The 26,942-nt window shown below is 52.8% G+C and carries 26 protein-coding genes and 1 other annotated feature; of the genes, 24 read left to right on the plus strand and 2 right to left on the minus strand.

Annotation, left to right across the window (positions count from 1 at the left end; genetic code table 11):
• Positions 1–63: 63 nt before the first annotated feature.
• Complete coding sequence (gene proC / locus TOCE_RS00125) at positions 64–894, plus strand: pyrroline-5-carboxylate reductase (protein ID WP_013274873.1); 831 nt, start codon at positions 64–66, stop codon at positions 892–894.
• A gap of 71 nt (positions 895–965) precedes the next feature.
• Here proC and TOCE_RS00130 read toward each other — a convergent pair whose 3' ends face one another.
• Complete coding sequence (locus TOCE_RS00130; protein ID WP_013274874.1) at positions 966–1,217, minus strand: AbrB/MazE/SpoVT family DNA-binding domain-containing protein; 252 nt, start codon at positions 1,215–1,217, stop codon at positions 966–968.
• Between the two features lie 120 nt (positions 1,218–1,337).
• Between TOCE_RS00130 and TOCE_RS00135 the strand changes: the two genes are divergently transcribed.
• The 7 genes from TOCE_RS00135 to TOCE_RS00165 all read left to right on the plus strand — a co-directional run bounded on the left by TOCE_RS00135 (position 1,338) and on the right by TOCE_RS00165 (position 9,382).
• Complete coding sequence (locus TOCE_RS00135; RefSeq protein ID WP_425358468.1) at positions 1,338–2,303, plus strand: DNA double-strand break repair nuclease NurA; 966 nt, start codon at positions 1,338–1,340, stop codon at positions 2,301–2,303.
• Between the two features lie 93 nt (positions 2,304–2,396).
• The gene (locus tag TOCE_RS00140; RefSeq protein ID WP_013274876.1) at positions 2,397–4,229 is read left to right on the plus strand and encodes an ATP-binding protein; all 1,833 of its coding nucleotides are present in this window, start codon (positions 2,397–2,399) and stop codon (positions 4,227–4,229) included.
• 43 nt (positions 4,230–4,272) lie between these two features.
• Positions 4,273–4,480: a binding site (T-box leader), on the plus strand.
• Positions 4,481–4,552: 72 nt separating this feature from the next.
• Entirely contained in the window at positions 4,553–6,487 is a 1,935-nt protein-coding gene (metG, locus tag TOCE_RS00145; RefSeq protein ID WP_013274877.1) for a methionine--tRNA ligase, read from the plus strand.
• Between the two features lie 11 nt (positions 6,488–6,498).
• The gene (locus TOCE_RS00150; RefSeq protein ID WP_013274878.1) at positions 6,499–7,275 is read left to right on the plus strand and encodes a TatD family hydrolase; all 777 of its coding nucleotides are present in this window, start codon (positions 6,499–6,501) and stop codon (positions 7,273–7,275) included.
• A gap of 88 nt (positions 7,276–7,363) precedes the next feature.
• Complete coding sequence (locus TOCE_RS00155) at positions 7,364–7,975, plus strand: TatD family nuclease-associated radical SAM protein (RefSeq protein WP_013274879.1); 612 nt, start codon at positions 7,364–7,366, stop codon at positions 7,973–7,975.
• On the plus strand, positions 7,972–8,820 hold the full coding sequence (rsmA, locus tag TOCE_RS00160) for a 16S rRNA (adenine(1518)-N(6)/adenine(1519)-N(6))-dimethyltransferase RsmA (protein WP_013274880.1): 849 nt from the start codon (positions 7,972–7,974) through the stop codon (positions 8,818–8,820). Before TOCE_RS00155 ends, rsmA begins: the two co-directional genes overlap by 4 nt.
• Positions 8,821–8,911: 91 nt before the next feature.
• Positions 8,912–9,382: a ribonuclease H-like YkuK family protein gene (locus TOCE_RS00165; RefSeq protein ID WP_013274881.1), complete on the plus strand. Its 471-nt coding sequence runs from the start codon at positions 8,912–8,914 to the stop codon at positions 9,380–9,382.
• Here the strand turns inward: TOCE_RS00165 and TOCE_RS00170 are convergent.
• Complete coding sequence (locus TOCE_RS00170; RefSeq protein ID WP_013274882.1) at positions 9,375–10,193, minus strand: glycosyltransferase family 2 protein; 819 nt, start codon at positions 10,191–10,193, stop codon at positions 9,375–9,377. The two genes, TOCE_RS00165 and TOCE_RS00170, sit on opposite strands and share 8 nt — an antisense overlap.
• A 101-nt stretch (positions 10,194–10,294) precedes the next feature.
• Between TOCE_RS00170 and yabG the strand changes: the two genes are divergently transcribed.
• The 16 genes from yabG (at position 10,295) to TOCE_RS00250 (ending at position 26,925) form a co-directional block, all read left to right on the plus strand.
• The gene (gene yabG / locus TOCE_RS00175) at positions 10,295–11,152 is read left to right on the plus strand and encodes a sporulation peptidase YabG (protein ID WP_013274883.1); all 858 of its coding nucleotides are present in this window, start codon (positions 10,295–10,297) and stop codon (positions 11,150–11,152) included.
• Between the two features lie 16 nt (positions 11,153–11,168).
• The gene (gene spoIID, locus TOCE_RS00180; RefSeq protein ID WP_013274884.1) at positions 11,169–12,608 is read left to right on the plus strand and encodes a stage II sporulation protein D; all 1,440 of its coding nucleotides are present in this window, start codon (positions 11,169–11,171) and stop codon (positions 12,606–12,608) included.
• Between the two features lie 137 nt (positions 12,609–12,745).
• Positions 12,746–13,009 carry a Veg family protein gene (locus TOCE_RS00185; protein ID WP_013274885.1) on the plus strand — a complete coding sequence of 88 codons (264 nt, stop codon included), beginning with the start codon at positions 12,746–12,748 and terminating at the stop codon, positions 13,007–13,009.
• A 100-nt stretch (positions 13,010–13,109) separates the two neighbouring features.
• Complete coding sequence (locus TOCE_RS00190) at positions 13,110–14,114, plus strand: hypothetical protein (RefSeq protein ID WP_013274886.1); 1,005 nt, start codon at positions 13,110–13,112, stop codon at positions 14,112–14,114.
• Between the two features lie 182 nt (positions 14,115–14,296).
• A complete protein-coding gene (locus TOCE_RS00195) occupies positions 14,297–14,977 on the plus strand; it encodes a CAP domain-containing protein (RefSeq protein WP_013274887.1) in 681 nt (226 codons plus the stop codon).
• Positions 14,978–15,176: 199 nt separating this feature from the next.
• Positions 15,177–15,596, plus strand: a complete 420-nt coding sequence (locus TOCE_RS12205; protein WP_013274888.1) for a hypothetical protein — start codon at positions 15,177–15,179, stop codon at positions 15,594–15,596.
• 140 nt (positions 15,597–15,736) lie between these two features.
• A complete protein-coding gene (locus TOCE_RS00205) occupies positions 15,737–17,359 on the plus strand; it encodes a DUF3794 and LysM peptidoglycan-binding domain-containing protein (protein ID WP_013274889.1) in 1,623 nt (540 codons plus the stop codon).
• Positions 17,360–17,434: 75 nt separating this feature from the next.
• Positions 17,435–18,277 carry a cyanophycinase gene (locus TOCE_RS00210; RefSeq protein ID WP_013274890.1) on the plus strand — a complete coding sequence of 281 codons (843 nt, stop codon included), beginning with the start codon at positions 17,435–17,437 and terminating at the stop codon, positions 18,275–18,277.
• A 45-nt stretch (positions 18,278–18,322) separates the two neighbouring features.
• Positions 18,323–20,950 (plus strand): cyanophycin synthetase, encoded by a 2,628-nt coding sequence (gene cphA / locus TOCE_RS00215; RefSeq protein ID WP_013274891.1) that lies wholly within the window; start codon positions 18,323–18,325, stop codon positions 20,948–20,950.
• A 79-nt stretch (positions 20,951–21,029) separates the two neighbouring features.
• A complete protein-coding gene (gene ispE, locus TOCE_RS00220) occupies positions 21,030–21,884 on the plus strand; it encodes a 4-(cytidine 5'-diphospho)-2-C-methyl-D-erythritol kinase (protein WP_013274892.1) in 855 nt (284 codons plus the stop codon).
• 12 nt (positions 21,885–21,896) lie between these two features.
• Positions 21,897–22,598, plus strand: a complete 702-nt coding sequence (locus TOCE_RS00225; RefSeq protein ID WP_013274893.1) for a GntR family transcriptional regulator — start codon at positions 21,897–21,899, stop codon at positions 22,596–22,598.
• Positions 22,592–23,350 (plus strand): nucleotidyltransferase family protein, encoded by a 759-nt coding sequence (locus TOCE_RS00230; protein WP_013274894.1) that lies wholly within the window; start codon positions 22,592–22,594, stop codon positions 23,348–23,350. Before TOCE_RS00225 ends, TOCE_RS00230 begins: the two co-directional genes overlap by 7 nt.
• On the plus strand, positions 23,347–24,171 hold the full coding sequence (gene purR / locus TOCE_RS00235; protein WP_013274895.1) for a pur operon repressor: 825 nt from the start codon (positions 23,347–23,349) through the stop codon (positions 24,169–24,171). The genes TOCE_RS00230 and purR overlap by 4 nt, the downstream gene beginning before the upstream one ends.
• A 51-nt stretch (positions 24,172–24,222) precedes the next feature.
• Positions 24,223–24,483 carry a septation regulator SpoVG gene (gene spoVG, locus TOCE_RS00240; RefSeq protein ID WP_013274896.1) on the plus strand — a complete coding sequence of 87 codons (261 nt, stop codon included), beginning with the start codon at positions 24,223–24,225 and terminating at the stop codon, positions 24,481–24,483.
• Positions 24,484–24,602: 119 nt separating this feature from the next.
• Positions 24,603–26,003: a bifunctional UDP-N-acetylglucosamine diphosphorylase/glucosamine-1-phosphate N-acetyltransferase GlmU gene (gene glmU, locus TOCE_RS00245; protein ID WP_013274897.1), complete on the plus strand. Its 1,401-nt coding sequence runs from the start codon at positions 24,603–24,605 to the stop codon at positions 26,001–26,003.
• Complete coding sequence (locus TOCE_RS00250) at positions 25,987–26,925, plus strand: ribose-phosphate diphosphokinase (protein ID WP_013274898.1); 939 nt, start codon at positions 25,987–25,989, stop codon at positions 26,923–26,925. The genes glmU and TOCE_RS00250 overlap by 17 nt, the downstream gene beginning before the upstream one ends.
• The last annotated feature ends 17 nt before the right edge of the window (positions 26,926–26,942 follow it).

The following is a 26,942-nucleotide window of genomic DNA, read 5'->3' on the forward strand; positions in this document are numbered from 1 at the left end:
AGGTCTGCTTTTTGTGGGGAGGGGTTTTTGGTTTATGCGGGATATACGGGGAGGTGATACCTTATGTACAACAGGCTTGGATTTTTTGGAGCCGGTTCCATGGCAGAAGCGCTTTTGAAGGGGATATTGAGCGCTTCGGTGCTTGCGCCGGAGGATATCTTCGTTCTAAACAGGAAAGACGATGACCGCCTGAAATTTTTTGAAAAAACCTACGGTGTAAACACTACTAGAGACTACGGCAGACTGGTTGGAGAATGCGAAACGCTTATTATCGCTGTAAAACCCTCAGATGTAAAAGGCGTCATGCTGAAGATAAGAGATTTTTTGAAGGAGCAGCACACAATAATTTCGGTGGCCGCCGGCATCACCACATCCCGGATTGAGGAATTTGCCGGGAAGCGGATAAGGGTGATCAGAGCCATGCCAAACACATCGTGTCAGGTGAAGGAGTCGGCCACCGCTATCACTGCCGGACGTCATGCGGGACGGGATGACCTGGAAAAGGCCTTCAGGATTTTTTCCTCGGTAGGCCAGGTCATAGAAGTGGACGAAGAGTGGATGGATGCGGTTACCGCCCTTTCGGGCAGCGGGCCCGCCTATGTATACCTTATGATGGAAGCCCTCACCGAAGCCGGCGTGAAGGTGGGTCTTCCCCGGGAGGTTTCGTATGAGCTTGCGGTTCAGACGGTCCTTGGGGCTGCCAAGATGGTAAAGGAGACGGGAGAACACCCCGCGAGCCTTAGGAAAAAGGTTACGTCGCCGGGAGGCACGACGATGGCGGGTATAGAAACCCTGGAGAAGATGGGCTTTACCAATTGCATAATACAGGCGGTGAACAGCGCCGCCCGCCGCTCTAGGGAGCTCATGGAGGGCGGAAGTTACGGAAATTGTTGACAATTCTCCAAATTTAAGGTAGTATAGTTTTGGCTAAAAATAAAAAAGAGAAGAGACAGAAGTCTCTTCTTTTAATTTTTTTTCGTTTGTTCTATTTGACCTGCGCACTTTTCGCATATATTCTTGCCCTTGAAGGAGATTACATTCTCTGCGCTTCCGCAGAATATACAACCGGGCTGGTATTTCTTCAGGATTATCTTATCGGTATCCACATAGATTTCAAGAGCGTCCTTTTCGCTGATATCCAGGGTGCGCCTGAGCTCTATGGGGATAACGACCCGGCCCAGTTCATCTACTTTTCTGACAACACCCGTTGATTTCATCTTTGTTTTATGCCCCCTTTTTACTTTTTTCGACATTGCCCCCTCAGAAAATGATACCAAAGCTGCCAATAAAAGTCAATATTGTATGAAAATTGATGGGAGATTTTTTATCCCGCAGGAGTGATCAGATTGCAGGAGCTAAACGAAGGCTTGAAAAACGAATTCCGGCAAGCGGCTGGAGCCCTTAGAAAAAGGCTGGAACAAAGGCCCAATAGGGCTGCGATGAGGGCATATATAGCCGGGAGCGGCATGGGAAGGTTTACAAAAAGTCGAAAAATGTCTAACATCGAGCTGGAGCAAATAGCGGAAAAGGGCGGTATTGCCGGTGTGGACGGTTCCACCAACAGTGCAGGGGGGATATTTCCGTACGTCATAACCCTGCAGCAGGCTATGGCGAAAAGTACCGTTGCGCAAGAGGAAATATATTTTCAGCGAGTAATGTGCCCGCTTCTTTTTGAGGAAGCCTTGGACGAAGCCGGATACCAGGAGATGGTGAAATCCAGCCTGGCAGGGCTGGAAGCCCGGGCGGCGCTTTCGGCTATAGAAAAATTCAGCCCTGCGGTGCTGCTCATCGACGGTTCGCTGGTGAGGCTGAAAATAGAGGCAAAACATCTCTGGGAAAAGCTAAAGGAAGCGGCGCTGGATTCGGGCACTTTACTTGCCGGAGTGGTGGAAGGTATATCCACGCGGGTCATAAGCTCGGCGCTCAAGGGCGTCCTGCCCGAGGCCGTGACCGGGGCCTGCGACTGGGAGCTACTCTTCGGCGTGATGGACGTAGGCGAAGGGCTGGAGGTGGCGCCGGGCTGCTTTAAGGAGGGATTCCGCACCGTATTTATGCGCACCTCCGGTGACCCCAAGCCCATCGGCATCGATCTTTTAGAGGAACAGTACGAGCACCTGGAGCTCGTGGAAAACCTGATATATACCCTTACCCCTGAATCCGGCAGAGGGATACCCCTCTGGCTTGACCTTATTGACAAAAAGGTGAAGATATCGGACGCGACCATAGAGGGGCTTTTAAAGACGTACCTGGGGCAAGATTACGCCGAATTCCTGACGCCCAAGCGGGCGAAACGCAGTCCGTAGGTGTTGGTTTCAAACGAAAAGGCATACGGCGCCGGGTTCGGATCCCATCGGTCACGGCTTACTTTTGAAACTATGGTGAAAGGAGAAACCAAGATGCAGGTGGTGGGTCTTACTACTCCTCAGGAAATTTTTGTGGCTTCCAAGGAAAGGAAGTTTAGGATAAACGAGATACTGGTGATAGACGACCCCTACCAGGGCCCGCTTATAGGCGAGGTGGTGGAGGCCAATTCTTACAACCGCTTCATACCCCTTTCCATAAACCACGACTTTATCGACGCCCGGGTGCTGGAGTCCCTGGAGCGCCTGGGATACTCCATCAGCGAGGACGAGATAAATATAGCGAGGGTCAAGCTTATGACCGAGGCCAGCTTCCCGGTGACTACCGGGGCTAAAGCGCATCTCCCGGAGTTTTCGGAGGTGAGGGATTTTCTGGTCAGGTCTGACGCAGAAGGCGGGCTTGCCCTGGGGGAGATAAAAAACACCGAGGAAACGGCTTCAACCATGGACGAAAACTTAAAGGGCCTTTTTTACGTCTACTCCAGAGGGGAAAGGTACAGGACCAGAAACGTGCCCTTCCTGCTGGACCTGAAGTCCTTCCAGCAGTACCCGCACATTGGTATTTTCGGCGGGTCCGGTTCTGGCAAATCCTACGGACTTCGGGTCATAATGGAAGAGCTCATGATGAAAGGAATCCCCTCGATAATTCTGGATCCCCATTACGAGATGGATTTTTCTGCGATGGAAGAAGGGCTGGAAGGCGCGCCCGATTTCAGGGGCGCTTTTAGAAAATTTCAGATCGGCGAAGATATCGGCGTGGAATTCCTGGCTCTCGGGAAAAGGGACCTTTTGGACCTACTGTCCGCTGTAAAGCCCCTGACCGAGGCCATGAGCAGCGCCGTGGAGATCCTGCACCGCAGGGGTGACACTTTCATTAGCTTTTCTTCACGCCTGGAGCTGCTGGCCGAGGCCCTTGAGCTGGGGCGGATCAGGATAGAAAAGATGCTGCAGCAGGATTTGGAGCCGGCGGAGAGGGAAAAATATAAAAAAATGAAGGAGCTCATAGAGGAATACCCCAACATACCGCTGGTGTCGGTGCAGGGTATAGCCTGGAGGCTGAGGCGGCTCCACGCTTCGGGCATATTCAATTACGACATAAAGCCGGTGAAGGAAGCACTGCTGTCGGGCAAGCTGGCGGTTATACAGGGTCCCATCTGGCTGCTGCAGGTGTTCTCTACATACCTCCTTTCCAACCTTTACAGGGCGAGGCGGGATTACAAGGACGGCGAGCTCAGGGGACAGAACACTGCCGATTACTTCCCGCCCTTTGTGATAGCCACCGATGAGGCCCACAATTTCGCCCCCAAGGGGAGGGATGCCGCCAGCAAGGGCGTGATAACCGAGATTGCTCAAGAAGGCAGGAAATACGGGGTCTTTCTGGTGCTGGCCACCCAGAGGCCGACGCTGCTGGATGAGACGGTGACCGCCCAGCTCAACACGAAAATAATCTTCAGGACGGTGAGGGGCCACGACATTGCCACCATCACCGAAGAGACCGATATAGGAGCGGAAGAGGCGCGGCGGCTCCCGTACCTGCCGTCCGGCGACGCCTTCGTTTCCTCGCCGCTTTTCGGGAGGACCGTGGCCATAAGGGTGAGGTACCCGTATACCAGGAGCCCGCATACCCTGAACCCCTTCGACGAGCTAAAGCGTTACAGGGTGAGCGCCGAAGAAAAGCTTTTCGGACTTTTAGAGCCGCATCTTCCCGTTTACGACACAAACCTGTTGCAGGTGCTCCAGGCCATAAATACCGATGCGCCGGAATTAAAATTGGAGGTAAAGACACTTAAGGAAAGCCTTGACAACCTGGTGAAGAGCGGCAGGCTAAAAAAGACGGAAACCCCCTTTGGGGCAATGTACCACTCCTGAACTTGACAATATATTCCGGCCGTGCTATTATATTATGCAATACAAAAAGGCGATGACGGGAAGAGTAAGCAGGGAATGCGGTTAAAGAGAGCCGGGGAAGGTGAGAGCCGGTACCGAGAACCCTGCCGAACATGGCCCCCGAGCTTGTGCCGCTGAAATGAAAAGTAGGCGGTGACGGCCAGGTCCGTTAAAACCTCAGAGGCCTTAAAGGCGAATTAGGGTGGTACCGCGGGTATGCCCCCGCCCCTTCATGGGGCGGGGGTTTTTTAATGAGAGCAAAATGGGTAACGGTACTGCAGAATCGAAATTTGGGAGGGACGATGATGAAAGACAGGATCTTTTACATTACAACCCCCATTTACTACGTCAACGCCCAGCCGCACATAGGCCACGCTTACACCACCATCGTGGCCGATTTCCTGGCCCGCTGGCACCGGCTCGCCGGGTACGACACCTTTTTCCTCACCGGTACCGACGAGCACGGCGAGAAGATAGCTCAGGCTGCTCAGAAGAACGGGGAGGAACCTCAGGCCTTTGTCGACCGGGTGAGCGCCCGTTTCAGGGAAGCCTGGGAAAAGCTCTGCATCGAGTACGATGACTTCATCCGCACCACGGATGAGAGGCACAAAAAAGTAGTGCAGTATGTGCTCCAAAAGGTTTACGACGCCGGAGATATCTATTACGGCGAGTACGAGGGCCTATACTGCGTGGGGTGCGAGCGCTTCCTCACTGAGAAGGAGCTGGTCGACGGCCGCTGCCCCGACCACGGCACGGTGCCGGAAAGGAGGCGGGAGGGCAACTACTTCTTCCGCATGGAGAAGTACCGGGAATGGCTGAGGGACTACATCCAGGCCAATCCGGATTTCATCCGCCCCGAAGGATACCGGAACGAGGTACTTTCGATGCTCTCGGAGCCGGTAGGCGATCTTTCCATATCCCGGCCCCGCCAGCGGGTTCCCTGGGGGATTCCGCTGCCCTGGGACGAGGACCACGTCACCTACGTCTGGTTCGACGCGCTCTTGAACTACGTCTCCGCCCTGGGTTACCCTGATGGTGAAAAATACCACCGGTTCTGGACTCACGCCTGGCACCTTGTAGGCAAGGATATATTAAAACCCCACGCCGTATTCTGGCCCACGATGCTCAAATCCGCCGGGATTCCGCTGTACCGCCACCTGAACGTGGGCGGCTTCCTGCTGGGCCCCGACGGGCGGAAGATGTCCAAGAGCCTGGGTAACGTGGTGGACCCCTTTGCCCTGGCGGAAAAATACGGGCCAGATGTGGTGCGCTACTACCTGCTGCGCGAACTGCCCTACGGCCAGGACGGTGCGGTGGGAGAACCGGGCCTTGTAGAGAGATACAACGCTGACCTGGCCAACGACCTGGGCAATCTGCTTTCGCGCACGGTCACCATGATCGAGAAGTTCTACAGCGGCTATATACCGGCTCCGGGGCTTTCCGAAGGACCGGACCATGAACTCATCGCCTTAGCCGAAGGGCTGCCGGACCGACTGGAGAACCTCATAAACGGGCTTGAAATCACCGAAGCCCTAAAAGAGATCTGGAAGTTCATCGGAAGGGCCAACAAGTACATCGACGAGACGGCGCCCTGGACCCTGGCGAAAGACCCGGCCAAAAAGGAGCGCCTGGCAACGGTAATCTATAACCTGGCGGAAGCCCTCCGCATCATATCGGTGCACATATCCCCGGTAATGCCCAATACGTCAGGGGAAATCAGGCGGCAGCTGGGCATCGCCGACGAAGGCCTTTTCACCTGGGAAAGCGTCCGCAAATGGGGACGTCTGCCCGCAGGCTTGAAGATAGGCGGGAAACGGATAATATTCCCGAGAATAGAAAACAAATCCGCATCAGGGAAGGAGGCAAAAGCTGTGGAGCAGAAAGATACAGCGGTAAACCGCGACGAAAGCCGGGAAGGCCTGATAACGATAGACGACTTTGCTAAAATAGACCTTCGGGTGGCGGTGGTGCTGGAGGCCGAAAGGATCGAGGGAGCCGATAAGCTCCTAAAACTCAAGGTGAAGATAGGGGAAGAAGAGCGGCAGATAGTCGCCGGCATAGCAAAGCATTACACCCCCGAAGAACTGGTCGGGAAGAAGATCGTTGTGGTGGCAAACTTAAAGCCCGCGAAACTCAGAGGGGTGGAATCCCAGGGTATGCTCCTTGCTGCATCGACGAAGGATAAACTCACTCTCGTCACGGTGGAAAACGACATAGAACCGGGGGCCAAGGTAAAGTAAGGGGTGATATAATGCTGGTCGATGTTCACGCCCACCTGGACGATGAGGCTTTTGACGGTGACAGGGACCAGCTGCTGGAAGAAATAAAAAGCCAGGGTATAAAGGTCATAAATGCCGGCACGGACCTGGAGACCAGCCGCTTTTCCCTGCAGCTTGCCCGGGAGTACGGGTTCGTGTACGCCTGCGTCGGTGTGCACCCTCACGAGGCCTCCCGGGTTCCTGCCGATTACCTCGATGCCTTACGGGAAATGGCCCGGGATCCGAAGGTGGTGGCCATAGGGGAAATCGGCCTGGACTACCACTACAATTTTTCCCCCGGGGATGTGCAAAAAGAAGTTTTCGAGGAACAGCTTTCCCTGGCCCGGGAACTGGGTCTCCCGGTGGTTGTGCACAGCCGGGAGGCTGATTGCGACACCCTGGAAATTTTGAAAAAATCGGGTGTTCGAAAGAGTCTCATGCACTGTTATTCCGGAAGCCCGGAAATGGCGGCGGAGCTTGCAGAGCTCGGATTTTACTTCTCCTTCGGCGGCCCCCTGACCTTCAAAAACGCCGCGAAAACGAGAGAGGTGGCCGCCGGCCTTCCCCGCGACCGGGTTCTTATAGAGACCGACTGTCCCTACCTCACGCCGGAACCCTTCCGGGGGAAGAGAAACGATCCCACCCGTTTGCCTTATATAGCCGCGGCCCTGGCCCAAATCTGGAGGGTACCGGTGGAAGAGGTGGTGGAAATCACCTGCCGCAATGCGGTGAGCCTGTTTAATATTGATCTTAAGCCGGGGCGCCGTTAAGCCAAAACAACTCGGGCGTATTTTAATTTTGCTGCGTTTGTGTTAAAATAACAGCGTTGCATCAAAATCAAACTTAATGGACGGTGTAATGGATATGATAGCTTATCCCATAGGAGATTCTCTATACCTTAACATCACCAACCGGTGCCCCAACAGGTGCTCCTTCTGCATAAGGCAGTTGGGCGACGGGATCGAAGGGTACAACCTGTGGCTGGATAAGGAGCCTACGACGAAGGAGATTATCGAGGCTATAGGGGATCCTAGCGGGTACAGGGAAGTGGTGTTCTGCGGCTACGGGGAACCGCTCATGCGCCTGCAGGTGGTCCTCGACGTGGCCCGCTACCTTAAAAAGAATTATCCGAACCTGCCGATAAGGATAAATACCAACGGCCTGGCCAACCTAATATACGGCGAGGACATTACCCCGCAGTTCAAGGGGCTCATTGATACGGTTTCCATAAGCCTCAATGCGGAAAACGCCCAAAAGTACCACGAACTGTGCCGTTCGGATTACGGAGAGGATGCCTTTTTCTCCGTGCTGGAATTTGCGAGAAGGTGCAAGAACTACGTGCCCAAGGTGGTACTGACGGTGGTAGACGTCCCGGGGATCGATATAGAAAAATGCAAAAGGATTGCCGAGGAACTCGGCGTTGGTTTCAGAGTGAGGCATTACGAGGGTAAGGACGGGGAAGAGAATTGAACGCCAGGGCTATAATGAGAGAGTTCGGCATAAGGCCCAGCAAACGCCTGGGCCAGCACTTTCTCATTGATGAGGCTCCTTTATATAAGATGCTGGAAGCCGCACGGCTGAATGAGAGCGACGAGGTCCTGGAGATAGGTCCGGGCCTCGGGGTGCTCACCCTTGAACTTTGCCGGCGTGCAAAGAAAGTGGTAGCCGTGGAAAAGGATCCGAACCTTATCCCGGTGCTGGAAAAATTGACAAAAAGTTATAATAATATTTGTTTATTGCGGGAAGATGTGTTAAAATTAGATATGGAAAAGCTATGGCGGGAGTACTTCGACGGGAAGTTCAAGGTCGTGGCTAATCTCCCCTATTATATAACCAGTCCGGTGATAATGAAGATAATAAATAACCGCCATTTGATCGAAATGGCGGTTATTATGATACAAAAGGAAGTGGCTCACCGGCTGGTGGCCGCGCCGGGCAATAAGGACTACGGCATACTATCCGTGGCTGTGCAGCTTTACGCCGACGTGGATCTGGTATGCCATGTGGGAAGGTCGGCCTTCCTGCCGCCTCCGAAGGTGGATTCGGCGGTGGTAAGGCTGGTGTTGAAGGAGGGGTCCGCAGTACCCCTTGAAGACGAAAGGCTGTTTTTCAAGGTTGTGGAGGCCGCCTTCGGCGAAAGGCGAAAGACCGTCAAAAACTCCCTCAGGAGCAGGCTTTCGCTTTTCGCCGGCGATGTGGAAGAAGCGCTCGAAAGGGCGGGAATCGACGGCTCCCGCCGGGCCGAAACGCTGACCATAGAGGAGTTTGCAGCCTTGGCGCGGGAAATAAAAGACTATTTAAAGGACTGTTCATAAAGCGTAAGTGGATGGGCTTTAGGCGCATATAATTTGAAGATGGGGGCCTCTGTACATATATTGAGTTTTATTTCTTGAGGATGTGATTTATATGTACTTTATCAGCCCTACAAAAGGAAGGATTCCCATCGAAGAAGTTGTAAAGGACATCATCGCCTTTATGGAAGAGGAACCCAATGCGCCTTACAAGCTCATTATCGGTACCGACTCTCAAGCCCGGGACAACGTTTGCTTCGTGACGGCAATTATAGTTCACCGGGTGGGGAAGGGCGCCCGGTATTATTACCAGCGGAAGATTATGCCCCAGGTGAAGAGCCTGCGGCATAAGGTATATACCGAGACGTCCCTCTCCCTGGAAGCGGTGAGTTTACTGAAGGGAGAACTGTCAAAGACCAGCTACCGCAACATGGACGTGGAAATCCACGTAGATATAGGTCAGAACGGAGATACGAAGGAACTGATCCGCGAGGTGGTGGGGTGGGTCATGAGCAGTGGTTACAAGGTGAAGATAAAGCCCCAGGCCTTCGGCGCCACCAAGGTTGCGGATAAATACACTAAGTAGACGGATTGAAATCAAAATTTCTGCCGTAAAGGGCTATAAATCTTTCCAGCAGGTCGAAGCGCCGCCGGGGATTATAGCCCTGGTATTCTTTCTGAAGCAAAATACGCTTCCGGGGCTTACCTTCGAAAAAGGCCAGAGCCTCGAGAATATCGCCGATGATGGTATCGGCGATTTTTTTTGCGTGTGAAAACCCCCGCACTTTTGAACCCAGTTCCCTGCTGTGCATCTCGACGGGGGCTTCCACGCGCAGGTCATTTTTTACCGCAAACGCCAGGATCACGGGAGGAACGGCGAAATCCCTTATATCGGCCTTTTCCATGAGCCTTCTTGAAACCGCGCAGGGTCCGTGGGAGGGGATTGCGACTCCCACCTTCTTGTATAACCCCAGGCGCTCGTTAAGGACCCTGCGGAATAAATAAAGCTCTCTGGCGAGCTCATTTTCCGAAATCATCTCGGGCTGGATCCGCGTCATGGCTAGATCCACTTTTTCACTGACAACGGCGTCGACGAGCCTGTTTACCGCTGGCAGCAGATTACCGGTCATGTCGCCGTCGACGAAGACCACGCATTCGGCTCCTTTTTTAAGGGCGTAATAAACTCCTACGGCCCTGGGGATGTCATACCCCAGCGGTTCCCTGAAACTCAGGACTTCTACCTTCGGGAGTTTCTGGGTCTTTATCTCTTTTAGTGTTCCGTCCCTGCTGCCGTTCAGTACCACGACTATCCGGTCTACTGCGGTATCGCTAAGATTATCCAGTACTTTGCCTATCCTACCCTGCTCGTTCTTTGCGGGAACTACAGCTATATTCAATTTTTTCACCCCTTCTAGATGTTAACACACCCATTTCTGCTAACATATTATGTAGTAAACTCTAAAAGATTTCATGCCGCTGGAACGAGGAGAGATGTGGGATGGCTATGATAAAAGTGGGGGATGTGGTAGCGCGGCTGTCTTACGGTAAGGATATTTACTTTAAAGTGGTTGATATAAGAGAAGAACAGCACATCGCATTGCTGAGAGGCATAAACGTGAGAATATTTGCCGACGCCCCGCTGGAGGACCTGGTGTTTCCTTCGGCTTCGGAAATACGCGAGTACAAAAAGGAATATATAAGAAAATACAACGAGTGCCTGGAGAGGATTTTTTACCGCAGAGAAGTGGAGATGAACAGGCTGAAGAGGGGAGATTCCGATGAAAACGGTTTTTTTTATATTCCCGGGAAGGTGCTCCATGTGGATGGCGATGAGGAATACCTGGAACTTTGCCTGACCACTTACAGGCAGTTAGGCATCGAGGCCCACGGTGTGAAGTTGTCCGAGAAAGATCAGCCCGGGAAGATAAGGAAGCTCGTCATGGAATACAATCCCGATATCCTTGTAATAACCGGACACGACGGACTTTTAAAAAACCGCAGTGACTTCAACAACGTAGAGGCTTACAGGAATTCCAAGTTTTTCATAGAAGCGGTCAAGGAAGCTAGAAAATACGAACCCTCTCTGGATGACCTGGTTATATTCGCCGGCGCCTGCCAGTCCCACTACGAAGGGCTTATCAAAGCTGGAGCGAATTTTGCCAGTTCACCCCACCGGGTTTTCATCCACGCTCTCGACCCGGTGTTCGTCATAGAAAAAATAGCCTTTACTCCCATCGACAAGATAGTCTCCGCGAAAGATGTGATAGAAGCCACTATAACCGGTATAAAGGGTATAGGCGGTATAGGAACCCGGGGCAAGCTGCGGGAGGGGCTGCCGCGTTCTCCATACGATTGATCCGGGTGGTGATGATATGGCGGAAGAATGCGACGGACTTAAAGTCAGAGTATTTGACGTGGAGAAAAAGAGGCACCTTGTACTCGAAATGGAAGAATACGTGGCCGGAGCGGTAGCCTACGCCATGCCGGCGGAGTTCCCGCCGGAAGCCCTCAAAGCCCAGGCTATATGCGCCAGAACCATAGCCGTGCGGAGAATGAGGGCTTTCGGCGGCACCGGATGCCGCAGGTACCCGGATTACGACCTGTGCAGCGACCCCCTCCACTGCCAGGGTTTTCTCGATGAAGATGACCGCAGGAAGCTCTGGGGGGCAAGGTTCGGGGAGTACATGCAAAGGATTAAAAAAGCGGTGGAGGACACTTTTGGGATCATACTCACCTTTAACGGCAAGCCCATAGAGGCGGTATACCACCGCGCGTGCGGCGGGTACACCGAGGATTCCGAGAGCGTATGGGGTAACAGGGTGGCCTACCTCAGGCGGGTGGAGTGCAATTACTGCAAGGACTCTCCCTACTGGCGGGTCACCCGGACCTTCTCCATAAGACAGCTTAAAAAGCGGCTGGGCATCAAATTGGACGAAAATTGCTTCGATAAAAGGGAATTGCCCGGCCTGGTGGATGAAGTCCAGAGTACCCCTTCCGGCAGGGTCAAAAGAATGAGGATAGGCGATAGGGTATTCGACGGCACCGACGTGAAAAAACTGCTGGACCTACCGTCCACCCGTTTCGGCTGGAAAGTGTCCAGCATTACCTTCGAGGCCTTAGGGACTGGCCACGGATTGGGGATGTGCCAGTGCGGCGCTATGGGAATGGCCCTGCTGGGATTCCCTTTTGACGAGATACTGAAGTTCTACTTTACGGGCGTGGAGCTGTCCGATGTAGTAAAACCTACCGCGGCCAAACCCCTTTCCGGCAAGGTGGTGGCCGTCGACCCCGGCCGGGGAGGAGAGGCCGACCACTGCGGACCCATGGGGCTTTCCGAGGGCTACGTAAACCTGGAGATAGCGAGGGTCCTCGCGGCAATGCTTGTTCGGGAAGGGGCCCAGGTGGTCATGACCAGGGAAAAAGACGAATACAAAAGCCTCTCCGAAAGGGTGAAGATAATCAACCAGAACAAGGCCGACATCGCCATGAGCATCCACCAAAGCTTCCACAGCGACGAAAGCATGGGGGGGACGGAGGTATTTTATTTTCCCGGGGACAAAAAAGCAAGGATGCTTTCACTCTGCGTTCACAGGGAGTTAATTTCCGCCCTGAACCTAACGGACCACGGCGTGAAGGAAGCCGACCTTTATATTCTGAGGGAGACCAACATCCCCTGTATCGTTGTAAACGTAGCTCACCTCAGCAATCCCGAGGAGGAGAGGCTGCTCTCGGAACGCGAATTTAGGGAAAAGGCGGCCAGAGCCATTTTATCCGGAATAAAATCATATTATCAGGGCCTTTTAAAAGAATAGGCCTTTTTTTTCCCGGGAAAAATCTGTTGACAAAAGACATCAGGGTTGCTAAAATATTATAATATTTGACATACAGAAGCATAAATGTTATAATAATTATCATGAATTTTGTATTTTTCTTAGCGGGGTGAGGTTGCATGGCCACCGAGAACACTCTTCTCAGGATCAGGAAGAGCATCGAGCCCTACGTGGGTCAAAAGGTGAGGGTAAGGGCCAACCGGGGCCGTAAGAAGACCTTTGAGAAAGAAGGTATACTGGAGAAGGTTTATCCCAGTATATTCGTTATCAGGGTCGAGGAATCCCCCGACTTCGTAAGGCGAATTTCCTACAGTTACTCGGATATACTTACCGAGACTGTCCAGCTTACGCTGTGCCAGAAAGAAAAGAGTGGGTCAAAATAGTCCTTTTTAAAAAGGGCTTTTTTTTACCCTTTTTTAAACAAAGACCCCCTGCCTGAATATTATATATTAAAGCGGCTAGCGGCAGTAAAGGGGGGTCTTTGTGTTAAGAGCCGAGAGAATTTTGCGGCGTTACGAAAGAAAGCTTTTAAGGCTGGAAAATGTGGTAGGCACAGGCCTGGGATATAAGATTATTGAGGGAAGGATCACCAACGAGCCGGCAGTAATAGTCCTGGTGAGGAAGAAAAAACCTGAAAGAGAGCTTCCGGCAAGCCAAGTGGTGCCAAAAAAGCTGGACGAGGTGTACACGGATATAATCGAGGTAGGCGATGTTAGGCTTCTTACGGCCAGGACTCAGAAGACCAGGCCCGCCATGCCCGGGATGAGCATCGGGCATTACAAAATCACCGCAGGCACTTTTGGAGCCGTGGTGAGGGACCAAATCACCGGCGAACCCCTGATTCTATCGAACAATCACGTCTTGGCCAACGCCAGCAACGGACGCGATGGCAGGGCGGCAGTGGGTGACCCCATCATGCAGCCGGGCCCCTATGACGGCGGCGGGCCCGAGGATGTCATCGCCCACCTTTACAGGTTTATTCCCGTAGAAAAGGACGTAACCCACAGCCGGTGTCCCATAGCACGCCGGGGGGAGAATCTCCTGAACTTTTTTGTCAGAATGATAAGGCCCGATTACCGGGTCGCCTTTATGAAACACAGAGCCGCCTATAACCTGGTCGATGCAGCGGTGGCAAAGCCTATAAATCCCGACTACATTTCTCCGGAGATACTGGACCTCGGTGAAATCAGGGGTATCGCGGAGCCCCGCATCGGTATGACTCTTGTCAAGAGCGGGCGCACCAGCGGAGTCTCCAAAAGTGAAGTAAAAGCCCTCAACGTCAAGATTAGAGTGATGATGGGAGCCGGTGAAGAGGCGACCTTTTACGACCAGATCCTGACGGGACCGATGGCACAGCCGGGTGACAGCGGTTCCCTGGTTCTCAACGAAAATATGGAAGCGGTAGGTCTTTTGTTTGCTGGATCCGACTTGGTCACGCTTATTAACCCCATATCCGCCGTGCTGAAGCTGTTAAAAGTGACCTTTTAAAAAACTGCCATTACAGGACATATCAGCCATGTATGCGATATTTACCGCTTTGCCGGTAACCCGGCAAGAGAGGGGAGAGTCATCCCTCTTATTTTGTTTTTAAGGGACTATTGAGAGTTTGTCTTATTCGTCATATACAGATATAATTATAGCAAATTTTAAAACCAAGGAGGCGAAAAAGCATGAGAAAGCCTTTAAGGAACCTAATCGTACTCACACTGCTCGCGGCTCTGGTGTTGCTGCCGGGAGTCGCCTCTGCGGCCGGCTGGATAACCGTTAATCTCAATTACAACGGTAAAGTCCAGACCTTCCGTATTCCCATTGAGGGCTTAGAAGGCGGGACCTATAAGTGCAACATTACCATCCCGAAACTACCGGGGCAGACCCTCAGCAAGCCCGCTCCGCAGCCCGCACCCCAGCCTAAACCCCAGCCCGCACCGGGGGATGACAAACCCATAACACCTCCGGTTAAAGGCCTGACAGCCGATGAACAGCAAATGCTGAACCTGGTGAACGCTGAGAGAGTGAAAGCAGGATTGAAGCCCCTGGAAATAGACATGAGACTTGTGGACATATCGAGGAAGAAGAGCAAGGATATGATAGAAAACAATTACTTCGGCCATACATCGCCCACGTACGGTACACCCTTCGATGCTCTAAAGGCGGCAGGAATTTCTTACAGGTACGCCGGTGAAAACATAGCCGGGGCCCCCACCGTCCAGAGAGCCCACGAAGGATTAATGAACAGCCCCGGCCACAGGGCGAATATATTGAACCCCAACTACAACCGTATCGGCATAGGCATCGTAGACGGTGGCCCCTACGGTAAGATGTTCACACAGACCTTCATAGGTACGAACTAAATTATTCACAATGTGTGTATTTCCTGTGGATAATTTGTGCATATTGTGAATAGTTATTCGAGATGACCCGCGGAAAATTCCGCGGGTTTTATTTTTGTCACTTTTTGACCTGAATTAATATACTGTTATTACCGGAATGAAGGTTTCTTTTACAGTAACCCTTCGGAAAAATCCGCATAGTATAGAAAGGGGGATTCTCATGTTATTGCTCGGATTAACGGTGGGGCTTGGAGTTGCAATTGTCGTCTTGTACTTTTTCGCAAGAAAGTATTTCATCGGCAAAAAAGGCTGCATAAAAGAGCCACCGAAGGAGAAAAAGAAGCCTGTAAAACCGTTGCCGGCCGAAGAAAACCCGGTTGGAGTTCCGGAACCGCCTGAAGGTCAAAAGCCCGAACAATCGGAAGATCAGAAAACCGAACAACCGGAAGATCAGAAACCCGAACAGCCGGAAGGCCAGAAACCCGAGCAGGCGGAAGGTCAAAAACCAGAACAGCCGGAAAGCCAGGAACCGGAACAGCCGGAAGATAAAAAGGCCGAACAAGAACAGCCGGTGGAGCCGGTTCCGAGTGATAAAGCCAAAGACGGTACCGACACGCCCGAAGCTCACCCTCTTCCCTGAGTGCGCTGGATTTTTTAGGACGGGTGTCGAAAGATGCCTGTCTTTGTTTTTTGCTGTAACATATTCGTCAAGCCATTCATATATATTATTAGGAGTAGTATAAAGAATTTTCCATTTGTTAAGAAAGGGGGAGAAGCCTCATGGGAGTTAAGCTCTCTAAGGAACTGGTTAGAGTGGACCAGGTGGTCGGGGAAGACAGGGCTCAGACCGTGGTCGAAGGCATCATACTGCTCCCGGGCGGAAAACCCGATATCGAGCGGGTGCTGTCGGTTGAAGCTGAAGTCAACCCTCAGAGCCTGGAGATAAACATCCTCGACGGCAAGGTAATGGTGGAAGGATCCATCGATGTCCAGGCCCTGTACGTGGGATGCGTTCCCTCGGGATCTCAACCGGTCCACTTCGTAGAAGGCACGGTGGACTTCAGCTTTTTCGTGAAGATCCCCGGTGCCAAGAAGAACATGGACGTCCGCGTCAAGTCCAGGGTAGAGCACGTACAGTTCTCCTGTAAGGAGAACAGGCCCAGGGAAATAGAAGTACGGATAGTAGTGGAATTCTTCGTAAAGGTTACCCAGAGGGTGCAGATCGAGATAGTAGTCGATGCAACCGGTCCCGCTGACCTGCAGGTTCTCAGGGAGAACATTAGGGTAGACAACGTGGTAGGTGAAGCCAGAACCCAGGCGATTGTAAAAAGCGACGTTTCGGTGCCCGAAAAGAAACCCGATATCCTGGAGATCATAAAGGTCGAGGGCAAAGCAAGGATAAACGAAACCAAGCTTCTCGACGGCAAGATAATAGTCGAAGGTGTACTGGAAATCAGTGTGCTTTACGTGGCGGATGTACCCTGCGACAAACCCGAGCAGCCGGTTCACTTCATGGAGGCCGAGGTACCGTTTACCCAGTTTATAGAGGTCGAGGGCGCCCGGGAAGACATGTCTAAGTTTGTAAAAGTACAGGTGGAGCACATAAGGGCCCGCAAAAAGGACGAAAGGACTCTGACCGTTGAGGCAGTACTGGACATAAAAGCCAGGGTGTTCGAGCCAAAGATGATAGAAGTGGTACAGGACCTCTTCAGTCCGTCCCAGATGCTGGACGTCCAGAAGACCCGCCTGAAGGTGGACCAGGTCATAGGAGAAGACGAAAACCAGGTCGTTGTTAAAGAGGCGCTTACCGTACCCTTGGAAAAACCGCCGATAGAACAGATCTTCAAGACCAATGCGAAAGCCAAGGTCACCGATACCCGCATCATTGACGACAAGGTAATAGTTGACGGTGTTTTGAAGCTCGAGACCCTGTATGTAGCATCGGTGCCGCCCCATCATCCGCAGCAGCCGCTGCATTTCGTAGAACACGAGGTGCCCTTCACCGTCTTTGTGGAGATCCCCGGAGCCAGAGAAGACATGATGCTGGACTTCGACGTAGAAGTGGAGCACGTTTCTTCAAAGGTCGAACCGAATGATTGCCGCAGGTTTGAGGTAAGGGTTGTCGTAAGGCTGTTCGCCAAGGTCACCAAGATGGTCCAGCTGGACGTGGTGGTGGATGTAAAGCAAATCGAAAAAGGTGCGAAAGAAGAAAAAGAGGAAAAGGAGAAAAAGGACAGTTCCCCCACCATGACCATATACATCGTCCAGAAGGGAGATACTCTGTGGAAGATCGCAAAACGCTACAATGTGACCCTGGAGGCCATCATCCAGGCCAACAACCTGGAAAACCCGGACCTCATATATCCTGGCCAGCGGCTTATAATCCCAAGAAGGATGTATTAATGGGATTTTCCCGCGTTAGCGCGGGATTTTTTATTTTTGCGCTTTTAAGGGGATAATAACCCTGAGGTGATTTTTTTGGGAGAAAAAGTTAAGGGGTTTTTGATAATCATAGGAGGGGCGGAAGACCGGAAGGGAGAGTGTAAAATTTTAAAAAAATTTATAAATATTTCCGGCGGAAAGGACGCCCGTATCACCGTAATTACGGCGGCGGCCCAGGATCCACAACAGGTAGGGGCCGAGTACATCGAGATTTTTTCCGAACTGGGGGCCCATGACGTACAGGCCCTCAACATAGAAAGCCGCAAAGAGGCTGACAGGGAGGAGATCGCGGACCGAATTTTAGATTCCACGGGGATTTTTTTTACCGGCGGTGACCAGTTGCGCATAACCAGCCTCCTCGGAGGAACCAGGGTCTACAATGCCCTGCACAGGGCATACCGGGAAGGCGTTATCGTGGCGGGAACCAGCGCCGGAGCCTCAGCAATGAGCGACACAATGATAATAGGTGGTAGCGGAGACCAGGCGCCCAAGGGCAGCACGGTCAGCATGGCCCCGGGGCTGGGGCTTCTGGAGGAGGTGGTGGTGGACCAGCATTTCGCCCAGCGGGGCAGGATGTCGCGGCTTTTGCTGGCAGTGGCCCAGAACCCGTACATCCTGGGGGTTGGTATAGACGAGGACACGGCAATACTCGTGAGCCCCGATGGGAAATTCCGGGTCATAGGCTCCAACACGGTAACCGTTGTAGACGGGAGCATCGTGGATTTCACCAACGTTTCCGAGCTCGAATCGGGCGAACCTCTGGCGATGTTCAACGCCAAAATCCACATACTTTCACCGGGTTTCGGATTCGACATGAAAAACAGAAAGCCGCTAAAAGGTGAAGCAACCGGGACGTATATACGCTCCGGAAATGGATAGTATATTTTTAAGAGTTTCTGTGAAATTTTTGAGGGAGGAAAATGAATGGATATCGTTGACATAAAGGCTATTGAAGGGCCCAATATTTACAGCCCAAAGCCTGTGATAAGAATGCTGGTGGATGTAGGAGAATACGAGGACATACCCACCAAAGATATCGAGGGGTTCAACCGGAGGCTTCTGGAAAAACTACCCGGGCTTGCTATGCACCACTGCTGCTTCGAGGAGCCCGGCGGTTTTCTGATGAGACTTCAAGAAGGCACCTATATTCCCCACGTAATAGAGCATGTGGCCCTGGAGATTTTGAACCTTCTGGGGCAGGACGTAAAGTTCGGGCGGGCGCGCAGGCTGGAGAAAACCACATACAATATAGTTTTCAGCTATAAGGGCAAATTCGCGGCTCTTGAAGCCGGTAGGCTTGCGTTCAGGCTGGTGAATGCCCTGGCCCGGGGATCCGACCTCGACCTGGAAGGGGAGCTTGAAAGAATCAAGCGCTATTGTGCCGAAATGGAGCTGGGACCAAGCACAGCCGCAATCGAAAGGGAAGCGAAAAGCCGCGGCATACCCGTCACCAGGGTGGGGGACGAAAGTCTGCTCATCCTGGGTTACGGAGCTTACCAGAAAAGGGTAAAGGCTACTATAACCGGAGAAACCAGTTGCGTTGCGGTGGATATAGCCTGCGACAAAACCCTCACAAAAAAGATGCTCACCCTGGCCGGTATTCCGGTACCGGAAGGCACCGTGGTATGTAGCGAGGAAGAAGCCGTCCGGGCTGCCAGAGAGCTGGGGTTTCCGGTGGTCATAAAGCCCGTTGACGGCAATCAGGGCAACGGCGTAAGCCTGAATCTAGAAAATGAAGCCGAAGTTGCCGAAGCCTTCCGACTGGCTGCCGGGTACAGCCCCAGGGTGATCGTAGAAAAGTACATCAGGGGTAGGCATTACCGGGTGCTGGTAGTGGGCGGAAAATTTGTGTGTGCTGCCGAAAGGATACCGGCCCACGTCGTGGGCGACGGCATCCGCAGCATAAGAGAGCTGATAGAGGAAGTCAACCGGGATCCGGTGAGGGGTGAAAAACACGAAAAGCCCCTGACAAAAATAAAAGTTGACCCTGTCGTCCTGAGGGTTCTGGCCCGCAGGGGCTATACGCTGGATACGGTCCCCGGGAAAGGAGAGCTCGTGTTCCTCAGGGAAAACGGTAATCTGAGCACCGGCGGCACCGCCGTGGACGTGACGGATCTGGTATGCCCGGAAAACCGGATGCTGGCCGAGAGGGCCGCAGCCATGATAGGCCTGGACGTAGCCGGCATAGATATCACCACCGAAGACATATCAATACCGGTGGAAAAAAGCGGCGGTGCCGTGATAGAAGTCAACGCGGCGCCGGGCATAAGGATGCACCTTTACCCCTCCATGGGAGAATCAAGACCTGCGGCGAGGGCGATAGTAGACATGCTCTTCCCGCAGGAACCCCCGAGGTTCCCGCTGGTGGCGGTTACCGGCACCAACGGAAAGACCACCACCGTGAGGATGGTAGCAAACATTCTGTCGGCTCACGGCCTAAAAGTCGGCATGACGTGTACCGACGGGGTTTACGTCGGCAGTATGTGCATAAGAAGGGGCGACTGCAGCGGCCCCGAAAGCGCAAAAATGGTGCTGCTGGACCCATCCGTGGAGGCCGCGGTACTGGAAATCGCAAGAGGTGGCCTCATCCGCGGAGGGCTTGCCTACGAATACGCCGATGTGGGCATAATTACAAATATAACCGGCGATCACCTGGGGCAGGACGGTGTCAACACCCTGGAGGACCTGATGTTCGTCAAGTCCCTGGTGGCGGAGCAGGTAAAACCCGAAGGGTACGCCGTGCTGAACGCCGACGATATTACGTCGGTGGAGGTGAAAAAAAGGGTAAAAAGCAGGGTCATCTTTTTCAGCCTGCAGGAGGATAATCTGGTGCTCAGAAAGCACATAGCTGAAGGCGGCCGTGGCGTATACGTGAAGGACGGTTTTATCTTTTTCCAGGAAGGCGATAAATCCGTTTCCCTGATGAAAGTGGCCGATATACCCGCTGCCATGAACGGAAGGGCCAGGCATAACGTCCAGAACGCGCTGGCTGCTGCGGCAGCCGGATGGGCGCTGGACGTGCCCGCTGAAACCATACGCCGGGCTCTTTCGGACTTTAGGTGCGATGAAAGTACGAATCCAGGCCGCCTGAACATCATCTCCGAAGGCAATATAAGGATAATCCTGGACTACGGCCATAACCCGGCGGCCCTGGAAGCCATTATAGGCACCGCCAGGTCCATGAACCCCGCGCGAATGGTGGGCGTGATAGCCAGCCCCGGAGACCGTCGTGACGAGGCCATCGTGAAGCTGGGCCAGGTAGCGGGCAGGGGCTTTCAGCGGCTTATAATTAAAGAGGACGAAGACCCGCGTGGCAGGAAGCCCGGCGAGGTAGCGTCGCTTCTCCTGGAGGGGGCTTTGAGTGCCGGATTGAAAAAAGATCAGATTGATGTTATCTTAAAGGAAGAAGAAGCTATAACCTTTGCTCTGGAAAACGCCCAGGACGGCGACCTTATAGTGATATTTTACGAACACTATGACAGCGCAATTGAGGCCATCCGGGAGTCTTTAAAGCGCCGCAGAAAAACGCCGGCGGCCGCGCGGATAGTTTAATATTTTTCGTGCCGTAGCAGGATTTAAGTATTTTGTGTGAAATATATAATTAATATTTGGTTTGAAAAGAGGGAGAGATTTGGATAAGGTTGAACTGGAGGCCAGGGCAAAAATCAACCTAACCCTTGATGTACTTTACAGAAGGTCCGACGGGTACCACGAGGTCGAAATGATAATGCAGACCATATCCCTGAAGGACCGCATCGTAATTACGCTCATTCCGGAAAAGGGTATCAGGATAGTGAACAGCTGCCGGGAACTCCCCGACGGCGAAGATAACCTTGCTTTCAAGGCCGCAAAGTTGATGATGGATGAATACGGCCTGGACGCCGGAGTTGAAATAAAGCTCTTTAAAGAGATTCCCATCGCCGCGGGCCTGGCGGGCGGAAGCGCCGACGCTGCGGCGGTGCTGGAAGGATTGAACGAACTCTTCGGGCTGGGGCTGCCGAAGGAAGCCCTCATGCGACTGGGCGAGATGATAGGGGCCGACGTACCCTTCTGTACAATGGGAGGTACGGCTCTGGCCCGCGGGAAGGGGGAAAAGCTCACCCCCCTTCCGCCCGTCCCGCCTATGAACCTGCTGCTGGTGAAACCTCCTTTTGCGGTTTCGACAAGAGAGGTATATAATAGACTGAAAATTGATTCTATTACAAAAAGACCCGATACGGAGGCCGTGATAAGGAGCATCGAGAAGGGGGATGTGGACGGAATATCCCGGGGGCTGTGCAACGTGCTGGAAGAGGTCACCTTTGCCCAGCACCCGGAGCTCGGGATTATCAAGGCCTGGCTCGTGGAAAGAGGAGCCATGGGCAGCCTTATGTCGGGCAGCGGTCCTACCGTATACGGCATTTTTGAAAACCGGCGGGATGCCGAAAGGGCTGCTGCGTCGATGCCGCTATCAGGGTGCAGGATTTTCATATCCCAGGTGGATTAGGAGGGGAGAAACTTGGCAGGAAAACTAAAGTCCATAAGACTTGACAATTATAAACCCTTAAGGGAGATTGTATTTGAAGCCCTGAGGGAGGCTATAATAACCGGAGAGTTAAAGCCCGGGGAAAGACTGATGGAAGTCCAACTGGCCGAAGAAATGGGCGTTTCGCGCACTCCGGTGCGGGAAGCTATACGCAAACTGGAACTGGAAGGCCTGGTGGTGATGATTCCCAGGAGGGGAGCCTATGTGTCGGGACTTTCCCTCAAGGACGCTGCCGACGTCTTCGAGGTAAGGCAGAGCCTTGAAGGCCTGGCTGCCGCCCTGGCGGCGGAGCGCATAACCGACGAGGAATTGGAAAGTCTCGAGAGAATACTGGTGGAGATCAGCGAGGCGGCGGAAAAGGATGACGTGGACACGGTCATCAAAAAAGATTCCGAATTCCATCAGATCCTGTTCAAGGCCACCAGGAATGACAGGCTGGTGCAGATAATAAACAACCTGAAGGAGCAGATAGACCGGTTCAGGCTCCAGTCCTTTACCAACAGGGCCAGGGTCAGGAGCCTGCTGGAAGAACATAAAAAGATTGTCGAGGCCATATCCGACAGGAACGTGGAGCTGGCGAAAAAGCTGGCTGAGGAACATATAGAAAGGGTGGAGAATAACGTCATGAACATACTGAGAAAGCAGATGGACTTTGAGGAGGAATTATCATGCTGAAGGCCCTCGTTTTGGCCGGAGGCGACGGTGACGAAAAACTCCAAGAATCCGAAGGCACAAAAGCCCTGGTCAGGATCAACGGCCGGGAGATGATTCTCTACATCCTGGATGCGCTGAAGAAACTGGACTATATCGAAAAAATCGCCATAGTGGGTCCGAAGGAAAAGCTGAGCTCCATAAAGGTCGGACCCAATGTTGTCGTCGTCGAGGAATCGGATTCCATCGTCGGGAACATATTGCGGGGTCTGGAGCTTTTTTCCGACGACGATGAAATCCTTATCATGACCTGCGACATACCCATGGTAACCGCCGAGGCCATAGATGATTTCGTGAAAAAGGCAAAAGGCCTGAATGCCGATTTTTGTTACCCTATAATTCGCAAGGAAGATACGGAAAAGAAGTACCCGGGCATAAAGAGAACCTACGCCAGAGTAAGGGAAGGCACCTTCACCGGTGGCAACGTGGCGCTGGTCAAGGTGGGCAGCGCAAAGAGGTGCATAAAGAAGGCCGAGGAGTTCTTCACCTATAGAAAAAATCCCTTGAAACTGGCCAGCATCCTGGGCTTTTCGGTAGTCCTGAAATTTCTACTGGGGAAGCTTTCCATACCGGAACTGGAAAAAAGGGTCTACGACATCTTCGGCATCAAAGCCCGGGCTGTAATAAGTGATTTTCCCGAAATAGGAAACGACGTCGACAAAAAGAGCGACTTGGAGCTAGTCCGGGAAGTACTCGGCCGGGAGGTTGTTCAATGAGGCGCAGCAAACGGCTCGTACTGCTATCCAAATTTCTTAGCGAAAACCCTAACAGGATTTTCACCCTTAAGTATTTCGGAGACAAATACGATGCTGCTAAATCCTCGATAAGCGAGGACCTAAATATAATCAAGGATGCTTTTCACGAAGCCGGGGAGGGCACGCTGGAGACCATCCCCGGGGCCGCCGGAGGGGTGAGGTTCAGGATAAAAAGGCCGGCACAAGCTATCGAGAAGTTCGTCTTGGAGCTCTCGAGTATCCTTTCCGACAGGTCCAGGATAATCCCCGGCGGATACCTTTACATGACCGATGTTATATTTTCACCCGAGTATTCTTCGAAAATCGGCGAGATTTTCGCACAGCTTTTTGTGGATGAAGAGCCGACTTGCGTCCTCACCGTAGAGACAAAGGGCATACCCCTTGCCCTTATGACCGCGAGAGCCCTGGGCGTGCCCCTGGTGGTGGCGCGCCGGGACAGTAGGGTTACCGAAGGGCCGTCGGTGAACATAAGCTACATATCCGGCTCCAGCCGGAGGATCCAGAATATGGCGCTGCCGACCCGAGCCCTGTCCGAGAAGGCCCGGGTGCTCATCGTCGACGATTTCATGAAGGGCGGAGGTACCGCCCGGGGCATGAGCGAGTTGGTGCGGGAGTTTAGAGCCGAAGTGGTCGGGGTGGCGGTGCTGGTGGCTACAGCCTACCCGGAAGAAAAACTCGTGAAAAATTATACCTCCCTGCTGGTGCTTGAAAAAATCGACGCCGAACGAGGCGAGGTAAGGCTGAAACCGGTCAAAATTCCAATAAAAAAAGAAGGAGTTTAAAATTTTTTATAGAATTTTTATAAAAATATATAACCGGGGAGGTTCAATGTCTTGGAGGTCACCGATGTCCGTATAAAAAGGGTGGAGAATGAGGGCAGGATGAAGGCTATAGTCTCGGTAACTTTTGACGACGAATTTGTGGTCCACGACATACGGATTATAGAAGGAGACAAAGGCCTCTTCATAGCCATGCCCAGCCGTAAGACTTCGAGCGGACACTTCAGAGATGTGGCTCACCCGATAAATTCGGCCGCGAGGGCCAAAATCGAGGAAGCAGTACTGAAGCAATACAACGGTGAGGATAGCAAGTAGATATAGGGCAGATCCTGTCCTATATTTTTTCTTTTATAAAGAGGATTTCATTAAAAAAATGTCGAAATATGAGTAGGGTTTCGGCCTGTTTTATGTTAAAATATGGGAGGTAGCAAACAATGGATTTTACGGCGGTTATTCTCGCTGCCGGTGAAGGTACGAGAATGAAATCCAACACCCCAAAGGTGCTGCATAAAGTATGCGGAATTCCCATGCTGGGACACGTAGTTTCGGCCGCCAGGGGCGCCGGTGCAAAGAGGATAGTTGTGGTCGTGGGCAGGGGTTCCGATGAGGTAAAAAGGGCTTTCGAAGGGGAAGAAGTGGAATTCGTACTGCAGGCCGAGCAAAAGGGCACCGGCCATGCCCTGAAACAGGCACAGGAGGCTGTAAAAGGCGAAGCTGCCATTCTGGTGCTCTACGGGGATATGCCCCTGGTGAAGAGCGAGACCCTCAGGGCTATGGCCGATTTTCACTGGAAAAACGGGGCAACCGCCACGGTTATGACGGCGAGGGTAAAAGATCCTACAGGGTACGGCCGGATAATAAGGAAGGGCCTTGAGGTTCTGGCGATAAGGGAGGAAAAGGACGCCACGCCGGAAGAAAAGGCCATCGACGAGATTAACTCGGGGATATACTTCTTTCAGGCTGAAAAGGTCTTTGATGCATTGAACCAGGTAAATAATAACAACAAGCAGGGAGAATACTATCTAACGGACGTGATAGAAATCTTAAACGCCGGGAAGGAAAAGGTGCTGGCCTACGAGGTACAGGACCCCGACGAGGTTCAGGGCGTCAACGACAGGTTTCAGCTCTCGGTCGCCCAGGCCATTATGCAGAGGAGGATAATTCACCGCCTGATGGCTCAGGGCGTAACATTTTTGAGTCCCGAGACCTGTGTGGTCGACGCCGGAGTAAAGATAGGAAGGGATACGGTAATTTACCCGGGCGTCTTCCTGGAAGGCGATACCTGGATAGGCGAGGGCTGCACGATAATTGGTACAAGCCGCATAATAGACTCCCGAATCGGCAACGGCGTGGAAATAACCATGTGCCACATTCAGGAGAGCGTAGTAGAGGACGGCGTAAAGATCGGACCTTTTGCCAACCTGCGGCCCGGTTCTCACGTAATGGCGGGTGCCAAGATAGGGGACTTCGTCGAGGTTAAAAACAGCAGGGTCGGCGAGGGTTCAAAGATACCGCATCTTGCGTACGTGGGCGACGCCGAGATAGGCCGCAGGGTAAACATCGGCGCCGGAGTGATTTTCGTAAATTACGATGGATTCGAAAAGCACCGGACGGTGGTCGAGGACGACGCCTTTATAGGATGCAATTCCAACCTCATAGCCCCGGTTACCATAGGGGCAGGTTCCTATGTGGCCGCCGGTTCCACGATCAACATGGACGTGGAAAAGGGCGCCCTGGCCATTGCCCGGGAACGGCAGGTGAATAAGCCGGAATGGGTGGAAAAAAGGCGAAGAAAACGCGAAGGAGGAGACAAAACCGATGGAAAACAGGCTTGAGATTTTTACGGGCAATGCTAATCCTGAGCTTGCCCGGGAGATTGCCCGGAACCTTGGGATCATGGTTGGGGACGCCGTCGTAAACACCTTCAGCGACGGAGAGATCCAGGTCAAGATAAATGAAAGCGTAAGGGGCGCCGACGTTTTCGTGATCCAGCCCTTGTCTTATCCGGTCAACGACCACCTAATGGAACTCCTCATAATGCTGGACGCCCTCAAGAGGGCTTCGGCCTGGCGCATTACCGCCGTCATGCCCTATTACGGTTATGCCCGCCAGGACAGAAAGATCCGGGCCCGCGATCCCATTACGGCCAAGCTGGTGGCCGACCTGATTTCCACCGCGGGAGCCCATAGGGTGCTGACTATGGACCTGCACGCCGGACAGATTCAGGGATTTTTCAACTTCCCCGTAGACCACCTGATGGCGGTGCCGATTCTGGCGGATTATTTCAGGAAAAAGGAGTTGGAGGACCCGGTGGTGGTATCCCCGGACCTGGGCGGCGTTACCAGAGCCAGGGAGTTGGCAAACAGGATAGGGGCATCCATCGCCATAATAGACAAGCGCAGGCCCGAGCCCAATAAGGCCGAGGTCATGAACATCATAGGCGATATCAGGAATAAAACAGTTATAATGATAGACGATATGATAGATACGGCTGGGACCATCACCCTGGGGGCCCAGGCGCTGCTGGACAAGGGTGCCAAAGAGGTATACGCCTGCTGTACCCACCCGGTGCTCTCCGGTCCGGCCATAGAAAGGCTCAACGCATCGCCGATTAAGGAAGTGGTGGTGACCAACACCATACCGCTCAGAGATCACCAGAAAATAGAGAAAATAACAGTGCTGTCGGTGGCGCCGCTTTTTGCCGAGGCCATAAGGCGCATACACCTGCACCAGTCGGTGAGCACACTTTTTGATTGATATTGATTTGTGGCGAT

It is taken from the genome of Thermosediminibacter oceani DSM 16646, from assembly GCF_000144645.1.
Taxonomy (GTDB): Bacteria; Bacillota; Thermosediminibacteria; order Thermosediminibacterales; family Thermosediminibacteraceae; genus Thermosediminibacter; species Thermosediminibacter oceani.

Excerpts from the sequence above, each read along its gene's own strand:
- TOCE_RS00230 (WP_013274894.1), top strand. The coding sequence starts at position 22,592 with ATGCTGAAGGCCCTCGTTTTGGCCGGAGGCGACGGTGACGAAAAACTC.
- TOCE_RS00165 (WP_013274881.1), top strand. The coding sequence starts at position 8,912 with ATGTACTTTATCAGCCCTACAAAAGGAAGGATTCCCATCGAAGAAGTT.
- TOCE_RS00205 (WP_013274889.1), top strand. The coding sequence starts at position 15,737 with ATGGGAGTTAAGCTCTCTAAGGAACTGGTTAGAGTGGACCAGGTGGTC.
- TOCE_RS12205 (WP_013274888.1), top strand. The coding sequence starts at position 15,177 with ATGTTATTGCTCGGATTAACGGTGGGGCTTGGAGTTGCAATTGTCGTC.
- TOCE_RS00140 (WP_013274876.1), top strand. The coding sequence starts at position 2,397 with ATGCAGGTGGTGGGTCTTACTACTCCTCAGGAAATTTTTGTGGCTTCC.
- TOCE_RS00150 (WP_013274878.1), top strand. The coding sequence starts at position 6,499 with ATGCTGGTCGATGTTCACGCCCACCTGGACGATGAGGCTTTTGACGGT.
- purR (WP_013274895.1), top strand. The coding sequence starts at position 23,347 with ATGAGGCGCAGCAAACGGCTCGTACTGCTATCCAAATTTCTTAGCGAA.
- proC (WP_013274873.1), top strand. The coding sequence starts at position 64 with ATGTACAACAGGCTTGGATTTTTTGGAGCCGGTTCCATGGCAGAAGCG.
- TOCE_RS00250 (WP_013274898.1), top strand. The coding sequence starts at position 25,987 with ATGGAAAACAGGCTTGAGATTTTTACGGGCAATGCTAATCCTGAGCTT.
- glmU (WP_013274897.1), top strand. The coding sequence starts at position 24,603 with ATGGATTTTACGGCGGTTATTCTCGCTGCCGGTGAAGGTACGAGAATG.
- TOCE_RS00185 (WP_013274885.1), top strand. The coding sequence starts at position 12,746 with ATGGCCACCGAGAACACTCTTCTCAGGATCAGGAAGAGCATCGAGCCC.
- cphA (WP_013274891.1), top strand. The coding sequence starts at position 18,323 with ATGGATATCGTTGACATAAAGGCTATTGAAGGGCCCAATATTTACAGC.
- metG (WP_013274877.1), top strand. The coding sequence starts at position 4,553 with ATGAAAGACAGGATCTTTTACATTACAACCCCCATTTACTACGTCAAC.
- spoIID (WP_013274884.1), top strand. The coding sequence starts at position 11,169 with ATGGCGGAAGAATGCGACGGACTTAAAGTCAGAGTATTTGACGTGGAG.
- TOCE_RS00195 (WP_013274887.1), top strand. The coding sequence starts at position 14,297 with ATGAGAAAGCCTTTAAGGAACCTAATCGTACTCACACTGCTCGCGGCT.
- yabG (WP_013274883.1), top strand. The coding sequence starts at position 10,295 with ATGGCTATGATAAAAGTGGGGGATGTGGTAGCGCGGCTGTCTTACGGT.
- TOCE_RS00155 (WP_013274879.1), top strand. The coding sequence starts at position 7,364 with ATGGATATGATAGCTTATCCCATAGGAGATTCTCTATACCTTAACATC.
- TOCE_RS00130 (WP_013274874.1), bottom strand. The coding sequence starts at position 1,217 with ATGAAATCAACGGGTGTTGTCAGAAAAGTAGATGAACTGGGCCGGGTC.